Origin of the sequence: Vulcanisaeta sp. (assembly GCF_049966235.1) — an archaeon.
In the GTDB taxonomy this organism is placed as follows: domain Archaea; phylum Thermoproteota; class Thermoprotei; order Thermoproteales; family Thermocladiaceae; genus Vulcanisaeta; species Vulcanisaeta moutnovskia.
Map to the genome: position 1 here is coordinate 33533 of NZ_JBMFVA010000015.1, position 15089 is coordinate 48621.

Sequence of the window (15089 nt, forward strand, 5' to 3'; positions counted from 1 at the left end):
TTTATTTAAGAATTAAGAACCAAGAGTCACTTGAAATCTTTCCTTAAGCACCTTCTTATCAACCTTACCAGTACTCGTCTTTGGTAATTCGGACTCAATAATCACCACCTTATCTGGTATCCACCACTTCGGCATTTTACCCTCATTAACAAGTCCCATTAGGTAGTCCTTGATTTCGTTCTCGGTAATTCTTCGGCCAGGTTTGGGAACTACAATGGCCACGGGCCTCTCACCCCACTTCGGATGAGGAACACCAATAACAGCAACCTCATAAACCGCCGGGTGCGTGCTAATTAGGTCTTCAAGCCTCGTACTTGATATCCACTCACCACCGCTCTTAATAACATCCTTAGCCCTATCCATTATCCATATGTAGTCCTCGCTATCCCAAACGGCTATGTCGTCCGTGTGGAACCAACCATCACGCCAGGCATTCCTAGTCTTCTCCGGATCATTTAGGTACTCCTTAATTATCCATGGAGCCCTAACCACTAATTCACCCATTGTCTTCCCATCCCTAGGCACATCCCTACCCTGCTCATCAACAATCCTAATATCCACTAGTGGTATTGGTAGACCGGCGCTAAGTACGAGTTCCCTCTTCCTGTCCTCGGACCAATTCCTCATGTTTGGTTTCTCCATTGACAGCAGGATTACTGGGGCTGTCTCTGTTAGGCCGAAGCCCTGAACCACGTGTATACCCCTCCTACTTGCTTCCTCGAGTAAGCCCCTTGGTAGCGCCGCGCCGCCTATTATGAATTTCAATCCCCTAAGGTCATACCTAGGGGAGTCTGGGTGATAGAGTAGGTTATAGAGTATTGTTGGTACTCCGTTAATTATTGTCACGCCTTCATCCTTAATCAACCTCAGTATCCAACCCCACTCGAATTGCCCTGGATAGACCTGCTTAATACCAGTGAGGGTGGATATGTATGGTAATCCCCAGGCATGTACATGGAACATTGGCACGAGGGGCATTGCAACGTCATAAATACTCGCGTTAATTGGTGGTGCGGTTATTGATAATGCGACTGACATTGCATGAAGGACTAACTGCCTATGCGTGAAGTATGTGCCCTTCGGCCTACCCGTAGTACCTGATGTGAACATCATTGTGGCTACGGTATTCTCATTAAGTTCAGGGAATTTGTACGGCTTAGCATCCTTAATTAAATCCTCATACCAATAAACCTCGGCCCCATCAAACGTAACCTCCCCATGCTCCTGCTTATCACTCATTATCACAACCTTCCTTATTGTCTTCACAAGCGACACAGCAACCCTCGCAAGTGGTGTGAAGTCCTCATTAATGAATAATACCTCATCCTGTGCCTGGAGCATTGTGTATATTATGTCCTCAGGAGCAAGTAGTACATTTACGGTGTGTAGTATAGCGCCGTACATGGGTATGCCGTAGTAAAGCTCGTAATGCCTAATGGTGTTCCAATCAAGTACGGCAACCCTACTGCCGAACTTACCTGGACCGCCGGAATTCACACCCAATTCCTCAAGTACCGAGCCAAGCCTTTGTATTCTGTCCCACTCCTTGGCATAGCTTGACCTAGTTATGGGGCCATTGGGTGGCGCATTAATAATCTCAACATCAGGATATAGTTGGGCAGCCCTGCGTATTATCTTGTCCAGCGTTAATTGATAATCATAGTACTGGGCGCACATTACTAAGCCACTGCGTGAATTAAGTCATAATGCGAATAAAGCATTGCCTATATATTGGTTATATACCTATTTCCGTGAAACTACGTAATAATTAATAAAACCACCAATCCTAATGACGCCATTCTTAATAACATTAAGGCCTGAATTAATGACCTCACCCTCCAACTCACCCTTCCTGTAAAGCCTATAGAACCTAAGAACCTCCCTATCAAGGCCGTAACTCCACGGCAAATAACCCTCACAATCACTCAACTTCCTTAAGCGCCTTAGTACTTCCCCCTCACAACCCCATACGGTAGTTATGAAAGCACCACCAATCCTAAGCACTCTACGAATCTCCCTAAGTGCATCCATGATTAAGTTCTTTGGTATGTGATGAAGCACAGCAATGGACACCACTAGATCCAGTGACTCAGTCCTGATTGGTATGTGAGTACTTGAACAATTAATCCACTCAATACCTCCCCCTGAAGCCCTTATCATGCCAATACTCAACTCACAACCAATATACATGGAATTTCCCAGGAATTTCCTCAAAACCTCCAGGTTACCACCAGCCCCAGCACCAACATCAAGCACCAAGCGTGGTGCTAATTCCCTAATGAAATCACCAACCTCACTAAGCAAAACCCCAGCCAGCAAACCGCCTTCCCTTGTCTCGGGATATGCCCTAGAAATAATGTCGTAGGCCTCCATAACCCTCCTCAGGTATTCCACGAAATAATACATGTTAAGCACCCTTAAAATCTTAATTATGGATACGTTAGTGGCTTATTATTTTCGGTGAGAAATCACTATTGATGTATCTAGTTAAGGATAGGATAAGCGCCATCACGCTTGTAAATGAACTAGAGAGGCTCATTAGGGAGAAAGGTGTTAAGTCAGTACTCGTGGACTTTGAGAAGAAAACACCGGGATTCGTAGCCCTATTATCCCTGGGAGGCAAGGATCGATCCAATGATGAACCTGAGATCTACTTTACCCTAAGTGATGGTGAGTTGATTAAGAGGGATTTCGAGGATCAATCCCTTGAGTATTACGTGGTTAAGGACGCAACATGGGTTATTTATGGGGTTGTTTTCACACAGCATGGTAAAGAGGGGGGTACTATGCATATTACGATAGGCGGTTCAGGTAAGGCTAGGCGTATGCTTGAGAACGCCATTAGTGAGTTGGCTAGGAAAAGGCACGTAGATATTAACATAACTTACTAGAGCCAAGTTAACCTCAAAGGCGAAAATGTAGGGGAATTAAATTGACATTTTTAATTATTTTAATGCCTTGTCATTAAACTCATGAGCTACTGGTCGCATTCGTGAACTCCACAGTAATTGTTGAATTCGTTGATAGCATTACCTCAGTGTGGAATGAACCATACGGTGTTTCCGTATAGTTTATTGCCGTACCATCGACATAAACCCCCTCAAGGGTATATCCATAGAACGGCCACGCTATTATAAATAACGTGGTATTCACGGGTAGAACCATTGATTGGATTGTTGGGCCATTAATAATGAGTGATTGTGTAGTTATGAATCCTGGCGTACTAAGTATCATTATTATTCCTCCTCCGCCCGTTACATTGATTGTGGCGTTAACGTAGGGAACGCAATTAACGGCTATCATTTCGTAATTGGCACCCTCCGATAATGCTATGCTGCTTGATGGTTCATAGGTTATTGATGGATACTCGCAATTTGTGGTTGACGCAACGTTGAATGTGACTATTGTTCCAGGCTCACCAACGTATGCTGGCCCAAAGACTTGGGAGCCATTTCCCTGGTAATACGCGTACCATCCATTGGAGGCGTTTGCGTATATTGTCCAGGTGGTGTAGTTTGGTGCTGTGATGTTTATGAGTACGTATGATGAAGGCGGTGGAGTTGATGAGGATTCATCATAAATACTTGCGGACAATGTGTAGTGGGTTATTAGTAATACCGTGATAGAGAGTATTATTGCCAATAATAGGTATTTCTTCCAGGTCATAGTTAATCAATTTATTCACTAATGTATCTTTTTAAGAAGTAATTAGTATGTATGTCCAGTGAATTAATGCTTTGATTACTTCATGAGGGTTGCTATACATAATATTAAAGACACGACCTTTTACACTAGGTATCCACCCTCAACAAATAGTAAACCTATTTTATACCCGCTCATTGTCCTGTGTCTGTTTTAACCATGTTAATTCATTAAGATTAAGCCACTTACCGTACTTAATCACACTGAGCATGTTCCACATTATGAGTCCCGCGACCATGTGCTTACAAACCTCGCCCCTAATTACGGAGGCCTCGCAGGTGCATTTTGCGCCGTATGGGCCTACGGATACGTAGTAGTACGCATTATCCCTAGTCTCTGATGGGACCCTCAGTCTTATGCCATTTATTGAGTTACCATCGTCTCTAACATCAATTATCACTGAACGCTGGGCTAACCTGTATGAATCAAGGACCTTATCTACCCTCCAGTTTATTTTACCAGCTAGCTCTAGTAGCCATTCCTTCAACTTCTTATTCAATTGCGGTGTTAACTCCTCCGACAATTAAATCACCAGTATTGCTTCGTTAGATATCCGTATTTGGCTTAAATTAATCTTTCTGGTTCATGAACAAGTATTACCCACTTAATGAACATTAATTGCCAATTCAAGGTATAATTCATCAATAACAGAGTTCCAATCAAATATTAATGAACCATCAATATTTCTCAATGCCCTCCTGGCCGCATCACGTAATCTCCAACTAGCCCTAAGGCCGCACCTTGTGCAATAAATGGTGACGCTTTCCTCATTCTCCTCCATAAACAATGCACCTCCACACCTTGGACAATCAAGGTTTAGTCTAATCCTCATTAAATTCACGTTAAGTAAACGCCTATTTAACCCCTCCTAACTAATTAGCTAATTAGAACAGCAAAACTTTCACTTAACACCCAATAACCCAAGAAAACCCCTTATGAAATCACTATTCCTACTAACAACCAGGCTAAACCTCCTATCACTACTAACCAACTCACTCCCCAAATCACCACCACCCAGCGTGTATGTATTGGTCCTCATTGCCCTGGCAATTACGTAGGCGCCGGCTATGTCGAATATCCTAAGCCTATTCCTAAGGTCCATGAAGGCTAGGAACCTACCAATTGATGCCATGACCATCTCGAGACTAGCAGCACCAAGACTCCTAATCTTAAACCTACCGAACCTATCATAAATCCCCCTAAGCCCCATAAGCAATTTCTCATTTACATCTGGCTCCAGGTAAAGCGATATTACTGGCTTATCAATATCCTCATTAAGGTCGTTAAGATCATCACCCCTAAAATCAACACCCTTCAGACCGCCGTAATAGAGCGCGTCCTTCTCCACGTAATAAACAACGCCATCCGTCAAATCACTAAACCTGAGAGTACTGCTGTACTTACCTGCTGCAATTGATATTGAGTAGAAGGGTATACCGAGTACGAAGTTTAATGACCCATCTAATGGGTCAACCACGAATACGTACTCAGGCTCACCACCACCAACCTCAACAACACCCCTCTCCTCAGTATTTACGACAGCCCTCAAACCCTCCTCCTCAACACCCTTGATTATTAAATCCTCAACCTCAAGGTCAATACGCCTGGAAACATCTGTTGAACCCCTCCTCATTATTTGCCTATAGTTTAGATCCTCAGCCTTGGATCTGACGAATGAACCCGCCTTAATGGCCAGGTCCTTTATTAGTGTTTCAAGGTTTACCTCCACGTTGAGCCTCACTCGAATGCCTTATTTAAAAATCCTACCTAATCCCGCTTAGCCCTTGACTAGGAAGTAATTCTTCAATTTATTATCCTCAATAATTAGGTAAGCCATCCTAAGCACACCCTCCGAGTACTCACTACCTGTGTTAATCACAGGGACCTTAACACCTGAATTACTCCTTACATAGTCAATGCCAGGGGCTTCATGTATGTGGCCATGCATACCCATCAATGGTGAGTACTCCTCAATCAAGGCCCTCACTGACTTACTACCCACGTGAGTCCTCACAATCTCGCCACCCCTAACCACGGGCTTAAAGTCCTTATTCAATTGATAAGCCTGATCAATGAGTGTGTTGTATGGTGGATCATGAATAACCATTATCAATCTACCAAGCCTTGTCTGATCAACACTCCAAATCAACTTCTCAACCCTTGCTCCAAGTTCCTCCTCACTGACCTCCCTAGGTGTGTTCCAGGGCGTTGGTGTTGAGTACCCAAAGCCCAGGAAGTAGTAGCCATTGAACTCAATAACATCCTCATCAATAGGCACCAACACGTCAGAGGCTTGCTTCCTCACGTAATCCGCAATTTCGGGATAGTCATCATTACCCGGCATTATTAAAAGCTTGACACCGGCCTCCCTGTACCTAGCAACGACCTTGCCCAGGTCCTCCTCCAGGGCATTGATCATGAGCTTGACAAAGGTCTCTCTAACCCTATCCCTATTACTGGCTAGTTCCTCATAACCAGCCTTATCAGTAACGAATGGGTAATAACCCCTACCCCTCAAATCCTTAACTACCTTGTTAAGGTCCTTATCACCCACTGCCTTCACATCACCAAAGACATTAACCAAGTACTTACTAACGCCGGAACCAAGGCTGAAGGAGCCATCATCCCTAATAATAGGCACCAGGGCCTTGCCAGTAAGGTCACCAGCGAAGACCACGACATCAGCCTTATAGAACTTAATGGCATTAGACAACTTACCATACGCCACACTAGAGCCATGCAGATCCGAAACAAGTAAAACCCTCAACCTACCCACGAAGTCCTCCGTTTTAAACAATATTTAAACCTAACCCATCAAAATAAAGGAAATACAAACCAAGCCATTTAAACAAATAATTAAACAAAAAGTAAAGCAAAGGATCATTAGCTGGTACTACTACCTGTAATTGGTGGTACCAGTGTTTTTCGATCTAAAAAACCAGGGACATACTAAGGAATTGTACGACTTCAAAACTAACCTGGTCAGTTAATGATGTGCTACAGGGATGATGGGATTGCAGTGATTCTAGGCCTTAGGAGGATGGGCAAGTTAGTCTGTTAAGGAGTTTCTTAAATAGTTATGGGGTACCGCATATACTGATTGATGCAAGAAGAATAGTGATTAATTAGGGGAGGATGAGCATTAGGGGGTTTCATGATTGAGCCTTCACAGGCCTTAATCAACTTCCTACGGCAGAGATCTAATGCTAGGGATAGATTACTGGGTTTATTACGTAACATTGATGGAATTTCAGTAAATACATCGCCACTGAGCGTATCTATATCATAGCATAGAGGCAGGGCCGTATTAACATCATTACCAGAGACCGTGAATAAAGTTGCAGAGGATCTAGGCGAAATGATTATCCTAGTAATTGATGAGGTTCAGGAACTGGGGCCTTGGGACTTAATATACCCATGCTACTGACCTACATTTATGATAACTAGGTTAAGAATGACTATTACGAAAAACACAGTTAACGCAATAGGCGCTGCCCCAGCACGTCAACATTAACATAACCAAGACCCAACGCCCTATTCTTACCCACACCATAGGCATTAGCAACATCAAGAAGGAACCTAAACAAACCAGGCCTATCCGTATAGGTAACATACTCAGCAACACCATTAAACGCAGGAAGCCTCCTACCCCTACCCAGGTTAATCATGAGTCTCCTAACCCTCATGCTAAGAACCTCCGTGTTAAAGACCAAGTCCTTAACAAAGCCCTTAAAATCGACATCATTAATAATGCCAATTAACGGCTCACCACCCTTACTAATCAACGCATTACTACCCCTCAAAACCCTAACAAGAGTTAAGGCGGCTGAGGAGAAGAACCTGGCAGGACTAGGCCAAGTAACATATTGACTCCTAAAAATAAACGAAGTAGGCCAAAACCTAACACGCCAATGAATAACAGCCCTAATATCCTCATTTTCACCGTGATTTTTACTTATCAGCTCTGAGTTATTCAAGTTAATTTTTATGATATTAAGCACTTCACCAGTTGATAATTGGAACATGGGACTTGTAAACGCCTCAATGGCTCCTGGACAATCTACCTCATTACAGAACAGCGAGACTCTGAACCAGTAATGATTCCCTGGACTTAAAACGTTTACAACGGCATTCTTTAAATCAAGTATAGGTGTCGATGTAAAGGGTTTCTCTCTAGCACCGTGCTGTACCTTAACGTTTATACTTTCAAGGGTCTCATTAATTACCCTATTTACAAATCTACCATTCCATGTTCCAAATCTTATTGGATGCTCAATAGAGAAGTAAATAATTAATGATACAATCATATTTTATCACGCCTATTCCTTCTTGCTGTTTTTCCGTCAACCTCGTTTAGGATTCCTGTTAAAGCGGCTATGCCGAACCATCGATTCTGCTGGATGATTGATTGCAAGGGCTTTAGTGGGTCGTTACCCAGTGGGTAGAGGTAGAGGACGTTGCTTGTTTTTACTTCTTTTATTAATTCATTGATTACGTCCTTGCCTAAGTCGCTGACTACGGTTGATTCCCCATAAGTTAATGCTTCGATTACGTCCTTAATGCATTGCTCGTGGATTGGGAGAACTGGCGATTCTTTAATGCCGAGTTCATTCGACACGCCTCCATATGCCTTGTTGGCGTCGTACCTTTGCGCGTAGTGGTGAAGCATTATTGGGTAGGTGATGAGGGTCTTAATTGTTTCATCGACATTTCTCGTGGTAAGGACGTAGTTCACTGCGAATGCTGAGTAGAACTCGTGCTTGCTGAACCCCTTCTCTAGCTCTCTTTGGTACTTGGTATGTGCCTTCCCAATATCATGGAGTAACCCAATTAGGAAGATAATGTCTTGAGATACCTTGGTGTCGATACCATACGCCTTACTTAGTTTTTTGCTTATTCTCTTAAAGTCGGGGTGCTTAAGCATGCCCTCGGCAACATTAATTAAATGAATACCTAAGGGCTCCAGCTTCTCCTTAATGCCGTGATTAGGGTAGTTTGCCCAGCACATGATCACGCACCCCTATAGCAATTAGGCTTGATTATCATGATTGGCGTGGCTTCGTAATTCTCTACGAATTTTCCATATGCATTGGCTATTCTATCTGGGTCTCTGAAGTACTGGACTAAGGATGAGTCAGAAATAAGTACTGGCTCTTCATCAACGTAACCCAACGACTCAATGCAGTCAATCGGTGCATTATCGAGATCCGTCGTGTATGAATCAAGCACGACATCGTCAGGACTCGCACTTGCGAATTCCTCCCTCCCTCTTACATAAACCTCGATTAATTCCTTCCTAGCCAGGTTAAAGTTAAACTGCTTATTAAATAGGTAATTAATTAAGTCGTGAGGTATGTAGGGTCTTTCTAATGCCTTGAAGCTTAGTAAATAATCGTGAGACACCTCGATTTCCTTATACGGCTTGAATTCCTCAAGCATTTCAACATAACTAATATTGCCATCCTTTGAATACGGCAATCTCCAATTAATTTTACTGCCTTTCTTCATTAAGTAATCACATAACTTCTTACTATACTTGATGTTATCATTCCCATCATCCTCACATATGAAGTATAGTTCACCATTACACTCACCATGCCTACAAATTCTCCCGACCCTCTGTACAAGGCTTGCCGCATCATCGGGTGTTGTTATTAATACATTAAATGATTTATCAATACCAGCCTCAATCGCGCTAGTGCCAACAAGTACTTTATATTTATCATTATCCAAGTTATTAATGACGCTGCTCCTATCTCTTCTTGTTAATTCGCCATGTACTAAGCCAACGGGAATACCCCTATTTTTTAATTCCTCGTAGAGCTTCGTTACAAAGCCAATATTGTTAATGACAATGAGTACGCTCTTTTCATCATTATTGACGAGCTTTATTACCTTATTAATAACATCAATGGGTTTGGCATTCATGAAGTTAATGCTATATCTTGTATTGCCGATTTTTTCCTCAAAATCGACGTCGCGTATGATGATATTATTATTGTTATTTTCATCCTTACTTCCAAGCCTGATAAAGACTGCGTCAGGCAGTACATTACTTATTGCGCTTCTCACGTTTTGCGTTAATGTAGCAGACATAATGATTACTGGATCTTCAGCATTCCTTAGTAGTTCTAAGCTAGCTAAGAAACCCGTTAACATCTTTTTCTCACGTGGATCAATAAGTATATGAGCTTCATCAAAAATAACACTAGATGTATATATTCTTGCAAATGGAATATAATAATGACGCAATTCCCTGAATACCTCGGTAATGGGTATCTTAAACGTATTATGAATGAAGGAATCAAACGTGGTTATGTTATAATCAGCATCAAAAAACGGTGACTTCCTAATAATCTTCCCCTTATCAATCGTTATATTATGAATACCAGCTTGATAAGCAACTTTATCGTTGAGTATTCCATAAAATCTTCTGGCTAAATCCTCAACAACAGCCCTAAGCGGCAGTACATGAATGACCCTGTCCTCGGGAATACCGAGTTCACTTAGCTTCCTATAGATTTCCAGCCCACCGGTGCTCTTGCCATAACCCGTCGGCAACTCAAGAATAATGTGATCATGCCCACCCTCAATGAGTTCCAGGGCTTTATTAATGCCTGGCCTAATATTCATGGTATAATCCCCCCATCATAGACAATTCATGAATCAAATCATGCGAGCGATCGCCTAGCTCCTTCCTGACTTCCTCGTTCCCTAATGTTGTTATTGCATATCTTATGAATTCATAAACTGGCAATAGGCTATGAGTATTCGTATACGTAATCACGGCCTCGCTAACTTTGTTAAGTAGATCCCTTGCTATTGGGTGATTAATGAGCATGGTTAGGCTATGAATAAACGATGCGAGTCTAAGGTTATTAACATGCTTAATGATGCTTGTTAAGTCTATCATTGAAGCACCACTATCCGTTACATCATACATGACTACTCCTCTCTCAAGCAAGTCCTTAATCCTAGTGCTTAATCCCTCTTTGCGAAGCGCGTCGACAATTAGTGCCGCCGAACCAACAAGTTTTGTTGCGTTGCTTATTTCCTTCTTAAATTTATTAATGCTCCTCACGAAGAAATTAACCAAGTTATAGACGTTTCTTTGCAATAAAAAGTCAATGTCAAGAAATAAGTACGACTCGCCAGTATACGTCAATGCCTTACCCAACTTGGCTAGCTTGGCGATTGCCCTCGGCACGCTTACCGCATTGCCTGTTTTTTCTCCCGCTCCACCAAATACCCTCGTATACTCCTTGAATTCGAAATTCATGAAGCAGTCAGTGTTTATTTTAACATAGGCCTCGAAGTCATTCGGATCCAGTAAGTCATCATTGGTTAAATTATTCACGCACGGCTTCCAAACACTGTTAACTTTAGATTTCTTGCTATGGCTCAGTAATTCTTGAATTTTCTCGTTAATTGTCTTCAATGCGTTATCGCTTTTTATTAATGCAGGGTCAATTGAACCCTCAAATGGGTCGTTTGGCACATTAATCGTTAATGCAAGTGCATATCTTACAAACCACGAATAGCTCAGGTACTTATAACTATAGAGATTATCGAAGTTAATCACCACTGTCCCACCTGTTTCTTTATCCGCTATCGATTTTTTGCTAGGCATTTTCAATCACCTCTCTCGGAATAACGATGAATTCCTTCATTCCGTCAATAGTTACCTCATACGTAATTGCCTTGGTCGTGTCCACCATAATGGTTGAATTAAATAAGCCATGTGGTACATACACGTCTTCTTCATGCACAGAGCCGTTTATGTAGATTGGCATTTGCCATAATGATGCATTCATGGGTTCGCCCTTAATGGATTCCTTAGGCACATAAAACCTGCTGTTGAATGAAACGTCACCTAATAGCTTAAGTTCATTAAGTCCTACGAGCTTAACATCACGTACAACGACTAAATCTTCCTTCCTTCCAATCCTGACAATTTGCCAAGCATACTTCACTAATTCCTCATTATTCACGATATAAGCAATATATGATGTACCGTTGAATACCGTAATGCCCCTCGACGCAACTGCGAATGCATTAGCAATAACCTCTTTATATTGTTTAATACACTCATTATTACTTCCATATTTGTTTTCTGTTGCCTTCAATCCGTAATTCTCGATTTCAGCAAACACGTCAATGCACTTGCTAATGATACTTGTACTCATTTCCTTTAGACGCCTCTGGTACGTTATCGACATCGCCCTCTCGAGAGTCATGACTGTAGCATAGGGCGCAGCCCTAAATGTTACGTAATGAATACCTATATTGTATGCTTCCTTATAAAGATCGTCTGGATTTGGCTCACGAACACCGTACTTATCCTCCATTACAGGATAGAGTAAGGCTCCAATAAGTGTTAATGGTGTTGGAACAGGAATACTACGTGACGCTAATACGTGAGGAGGTAAAATAGAGAAAGTCTCTAAATCGACTGCAACGAGAATGAGGAATTTTGATTTTAACATAGTCTATACCTTCATTATTACTTCGTCTCAATTAGCTTCTGCACAGAGTTCCTCACTTTACTGATTAAATCCTCAAGACTGTCGGCTCCTTCTATCGTTATATCTTTAGAAGCCAGTAAGGTGTTAAATTCCTTATCGGCATAATATATTGAGAGTCGAACCTTATTGCCAAAGATACTTAGAAATCTTGTGGCTCTTGTAACAGTATCATATAAATACCATGACTCAAGTCTATCCTTAACCAGCTTAGCTTTGGCTGGAGTTACCATAAATCTATATGGGTGTGAAATTGACGCAATACCGCCAAGGAATTCCATCTGAGGTAAGTATCGTGCTTTTTTAGCGCCTATATATCCGTTAAACATTAATGCTAATGCATCAAAGACATCATTAATTCTATCAAGCCTATTATCAACATATTTATTATCTGTTAATTTACCAATACTATCAATGTCTATAGCAATCTTAACTCTATAAATTGCTGATCCACTTTCGATAGAAAAAATCATCTGTTCATTCTCATTAGTGCTATAACGGACATGAAATTGAGGAATAGGTGGTGCATGCTTTATAGAATCTGCATCCGGGATCATGTAACTAAACCATATCTTAGACGTCCTTTTAATAACTTCACCTCTCTCACCACCCTTAGTTGCCATGAAACCTGTGACATCCTCGACAATGCACTCCTTTACTCTTTTGTCGATAGAATCATTATCACTTAATGTAGGTCTCTTGGGAAAACCACCGATTTTTTCGTAATTTCTACACATGTCACAAACCGGGTGGTTTCTGCTTAATGCTATGTCGGTCAATGCCCTTGAAAAAGCATTTGCAAGTGATTGGCCACTTATTGCAGGTAAGTACGTAAGCTCATACCTTAAACCACCGTTTCCATCATAGTACTGCGCTATTATAGGCACAACTCTATGTCTCGAATAATTACCCACGGATTCTACCATATTAGCGGCTTCGACATCGATCCTGAACCTAAAACTCATTGATACGAAAACCATCAGAATCACCTATTTTGTCTGCACCTGCATTGCTTCTTTCTTATTACTAGACCTCATTTTTACACCTCTAATTAATGCCTTTATGGCAACCTCCCTAAGTATTTCCGGTCTCTTGCTGGCAATTGCAAATAATTTATCTATGTCCTCCTCTGAAGGTGTTGAGTAACTCTGAGATGCTAAATAACGTATAGCATTGTAGAGCACTCCATATGCTAATTGTGGGTCTGGTGTTGATGCGAGGACATCCAGCGGACCATAAATCTTCTCACTTGCTAAGACAGCTAGAGAGTTTATGATGGACTCAAGGTAATTTGTTCTCTCTTTCTGGGTTTCTTCCGGGTATGTCTGACTCATTGATATTGAATAGTTGAAAGTGTTTATATACTTTGTTTTAGTATGCTTCTCTATCTATGGAGAAGTTGAGTGTTAGGAAGTGTGTGGTGGTTAGTGTTGGGCTTTATCCAGGTAATGCGAAGCATGCATTGGCTAGGGCTGGGCCTGTGGGTGGTGATGTGGTTTTTCTAGTGAATAGTGAACCCAGGATTGTGCCTGAGGGCATTCTTAGAGGCCGTAGGGAACAGCCCATTCAAACTATGGAGGCACTTCATAAATTCATTAATGAGTTAGATAGTGAGGTTAATGTTGTTGATGTTTGGCTTGACCCTAAGGACGGCATTGCAACTAGTGTAGCTAGGCTTAGGTCTCTAATTGAGGCTTATGTACCGTGTAGGGTCATAATTGGTATGGCTGGTGGATTTAGGTGGCTTAGCACGGCATTGATGTTTCTGGCGCTGGCCTTAGCCTCTGTGGGTCCTTACGTGGGTATTACCATGGATAGCGTCTTCGCAATGCTTGAGGAGGAGAGTCCATCAGTCAGGGCTTTATTTAAGAGTGTTGAGGAGAGGGTTATTCCCTGGCCCGTGGTACCTAAACTGGCTGACCTAATGCTTGATGAGTACAGGGTTCTAAGGTTGATAGGCCTTGGCAAGCATAGGGCTAAGGACATACTAAACGAGTATAGAAAGGAGTGTAAGAAAGTAAGTGAGTGCATGTCGATGGCCAAAGTGCAAAGAATACTTGTGAGGCTCGTTAGGAAGAGATTAATTAATTATGAGAAGAGGGGTAAGGCGCACCACTATGAATTAACGCCGTTAGGTACAATACTAGTGGGCACAGTAAAGACACAATAGCGCAATGCATGGGATAAATAATTGTGGGAACAACTACAATAATAAGAAACTGAACACAAACATCAGAATAATAAATAATCTGACAAAACAATCGTAAGAACAAACACGTACCATAAACGTACATAGATATAATTATTCCATTAATTAGCTCATATTCATGAAGAAAGACTTATAAATAAGCTTATAAAATAATGTCTTAGATATTCTCTAAAGAGAATAGAAGGCCATGGGATTTTAATGGGTGGTTTTGGAACTACGAATGTGAGTTTTGAGATATTCTCTAAAGAGAATAGAAGGCTAGGAAGAGGCTCATTTACCTCATTGCCTTGAACAGGTCAAACAAGTGGATGCCTGAGGAGGCACTTAAGCGTATTGTTTATGAGGCAGTTGCCGAGTTGCCAATAAAAAGAGGCAGGCGTCTAGAGAGGTCTGTGAGGACTTATGCAGTCCCAGCATGATGAGGAAACCACCGCGGAGCCCTGGGTGTACATACATGCCCTGACTAATTCAGTACTCACCGAGCACATGCAGGAACTACTCAGCAAGGACAGGCAGGGGGTTAGGAACTACGTGGATGGTAACTGCGCATTCAATATACAGCTCGTGCCCCCTGGCACCTATGCCTTGCCCAGGATCTACAGGCAGTTCTCAAGCATTAACCTGGAGAGACTTGTTGCATTCATAACCAGCGTCAG

The 15089-nt window shown here is 41.9% G+C and carries 19 protein-coding genes; 5 read left to right on the forward strand and 14 right to left on the reverse strand.

What is annotated here, in order from left to right; translation table 11 throughout:
- Window positions 1-12: 12 nt before the first annotated feature.
- Both ACP5L5_RS08630 and ACP5L5_RS08635 read right to left on the reverse strand, forming a co-directional pair.
- Window positions 13-1677 carry a long-chain fatty acid--CoA ligase gene (locus ACP5L5_RS08630; RefSeq protein WP_428763093.1) on the reverse strand — a complete coding sequence of 555 codons (1665 nt, stop codon included), beginning with the start codon at window positions 1675-1677 and terminating at the stop codon, window positions 13-15.
- Between the two features lie 66 nt (window positions 1678-1743).
- Entirely contained in the window at window positions 1744-2406 is a 663-nt protein-coding gene (locus ACP5L5_RS08635) for a class I SAM-dependent methyltransferase (protein ID WP_428763095.1), read from the reverse strand.
- A gap of 71 nt (window positions 2407-2477) precedes the next feature.
- Here ACP5L5_RS08635 and ACP5L5_RS08640 point away from each other — a divergent pair, with 71 nt between their 5' ends.
- The gene (locus tag ACP5L5_RS08640; RefSeq protein WP_428763097.1) at window positions 2478-2891 is read left to right on the forward strand and encodes a hypothetical protein; all 414 of its coding nucleotides are present in this window, start codon (window positions 2478-2480) and stop codon (window positions 2889-2891) included.
- Window positions 2892-2970: 79 nt separating this feature from the next.
- On the opposite strand, the gene ACP5L5_RS08645 is transcribed toward ACP5L5_RS08640, so the two are convergent.
- The 5 genes from ACP5L5_RS08645 to ACP5L5_RS08665 form a co-directional block, all read right to left on the reverse strand.
- Window positions 2971-3666 carry a hypothetical protein gene (locus tag ACP5L5_RS08645; RefSeq protein WP_428763099.1) on the reverse strand — a complete coding sequence of 232 codons (696 nt, stop codon included), beginning with the start codon at window positions 3664-3666 and terminating at the stop codon, window positions 2971-2973.
- Between the two features lie 160 nt (window positions 3667-3826).
- Entirely contained in the window at window positions 3827-4225 is a 399-nt protein-coding gene (locus tag ACP5L5_RS08650) for an SWIM zinc finger family protein (RefSeq protein WP_013604752.1), read from the reverse strand.
- A gap of 81 nt (window positions 4226-4306) precedes the next feature.
- Complete coding sequence (locus tag ACP5L5_RS08655; protein ID WP_048056933.1) at window positions 4307-4534, reverse strand: hypothetical protein; 228 nt, start codon at window positions 4532-4534, stop codon at window positions 4307-4309.
- 69 nt (window positions 4535-4603) lie between these two features.
- Window positions 4604-5431 (reverse strand): inositol monophosphatase family protein, encoded by an 828-nt coding sequence (locus ACP5L5_RS08660; protein ID WP_428763102.1) that lies wholly within the window; start codon window positions 5429-5431, stop codon window positions 4604-4606.
- 48 nt (window positions 5432-5479) lie between these two features.
- Window positions 5480-6499, reverse strand: coding sequence for a metallophosphoesterase family protein (locus ACP5L5_RS08665; RefSeq protein ID WP_428763103.1), 1020 nt, complete (start codon window positions 6497-6499; stop codon window positions 5480-5482).
- A 357-nt stretch (window positions 6500-6856) separates the two neighbouring features.
- On the opposite strand from ACP5L5_RS08665, the gene ACP5L5_RS08670 reads away from it, so the two are divergent.
- Window positions 6857-6991, forward strand: a complete 135-nt coding sequence (locus ACP5L5_RS08670) for a hypothetical protein (protein ID WP_428763104.1) — start codon at window positions 6857-6859, stop codon at window positions 6989-6991.
- 187 nt (window positions 6992-7178) lie between these two features.
- Here ACP5L5_RS08670 and cas6 read toward each other — a convergent pair whose 3' ends face one another.
- Genes cas6 through ACP5L5_RS08705 form a run of 7 tightly spaced genes read right to left on the reverse strand, consistent with a single transcriptional unit; the run spans window position 7179 to window position 13558 of the window.
- Window positions 7179-8009, reverse strand: a complete 831-nt coding sequence (gene cas6, locus ACP5L5_RS08675) for a CRISPR system precrRNA processing endoribonuclease RAMP protein Cas6 (RefSeq protein WP_428763106.1) — start codon at window positions 8007-8009, stop codon at window positions 7179-7181.
- Entirely contained in the window at window positions 8006-8710 is a 705-nt protein-coding gene (locus tag ACP5L5_RS08680; RefSeq protein ID WP_428763108.1) for a CRISPR-associated endonuclease Cas3'', read from the reverse strand. Before ACP5L5_RS08680 ends, cas6 begins: the two co-directional genes overlap by 4 nt.
- A gap of 2 nt (window positions 8711-8712) precedes the next feature.
- Entirely contained in the window at window positions 8713-10335 is a 1623-nt protein-coding gene (cas3, locus tag ACP5L5_RS08685; RefSeq protein ID WP_428763109.1) for a CRISPR-associated helicase Cas3', read from the reverse strand.
- A complete protein-coding gene (locus tag ACP5L5_RS08690; RefSeq protein ID WP_428763111.1) occupies window positions 10325-11332 on the reverse strand; it encodes a hypothetical protein in 1008 nt (335 codons plus the stop codon). Before ACP5L5_RS08690 ends, cas3 begins: the two co-directional genes overlap by 11 nt.
- Complete coding sequence (locus tag ACP5L5_RS08695) at window positions 11325-12188, reverse strand: hypothetical protein (RefSeq protein WP_428763113.1); 864 nt, start codon at window positions 12186-12188, stop codon at window positions 11325-11327. Before ACP5L5_RS08695 ends, ACP5L5_RS08690 begins: the two co-directional genes overlap by 8 nt.
- A gap of 17 nt (window positions 12189-12205) precedes the next feature.
- Window positions 12206-13204 (reverse strand): DevR family CRISPR-associated autoregulator, encoded by a 999-nt coding sequence (locus ACP5L5_RS08700; protein ID WP_428763115.1) that lies wholly within the window; start codon window positions 13202-13204, stop codon window positions 12206-12208.
- Window positions 13205-13213: 9 nt separating this feature from the next.
- Window positions 13214-13558, reverse strand: coding sequence for a hypothetical protein (locus ACP5L5_RS08705; RefSeq protein ID WP_013604763.1), 345 nt, complete (start codon window positions 13556-13558; stop codon window positions 13214-13216).
- A 56-nt stretch (window positions 13559-13614) separates the two neighbouring features.
- Between ACP5L5_RS08705 and ACP5L5_RS08710 the strand changes: the two genes are divergently transcribed.
- The 3 genes from ACP5L5_RS08710 to ACP5L5_RS08720 form a co-directional block, all read left to right on the forward strand.
- Window positions 13615-14394 (forward strand): hypothetical protein, encoded by a 780-nt coding sequence (locus ACP5L5_RS08710; RefSeq protein ID WP_013604764.1) that lies wholly within the window; start codon window positions 13615-13617, stop codon window positions 14392-14394.
- Between the two features lie 326 nt (window positions 14395-14720).
- Window positions 14721-14852 carry a hypothetical protein gene (locus ACP5L5_RS08715; RefSeq protein ID WP_428763117.1) on the forward strand — a complete coding sequence of 44 codons (132 nt, stop codon included), beginning with the start codon at window positions 14721-14723 and terminating at the stop codon, window positions 14850-14852.
- Window positions 14836-15089 (forward strand): hypothetical protein (locus ACP5L5_RS08720; protein WP_428763119.1); only part of this gene is annotated, 254 nt, incomplete at its 3' end. The genes ACP5L5_RS08715 and ACP5L5_RS08720, both read left to right, overlap by 17 nt.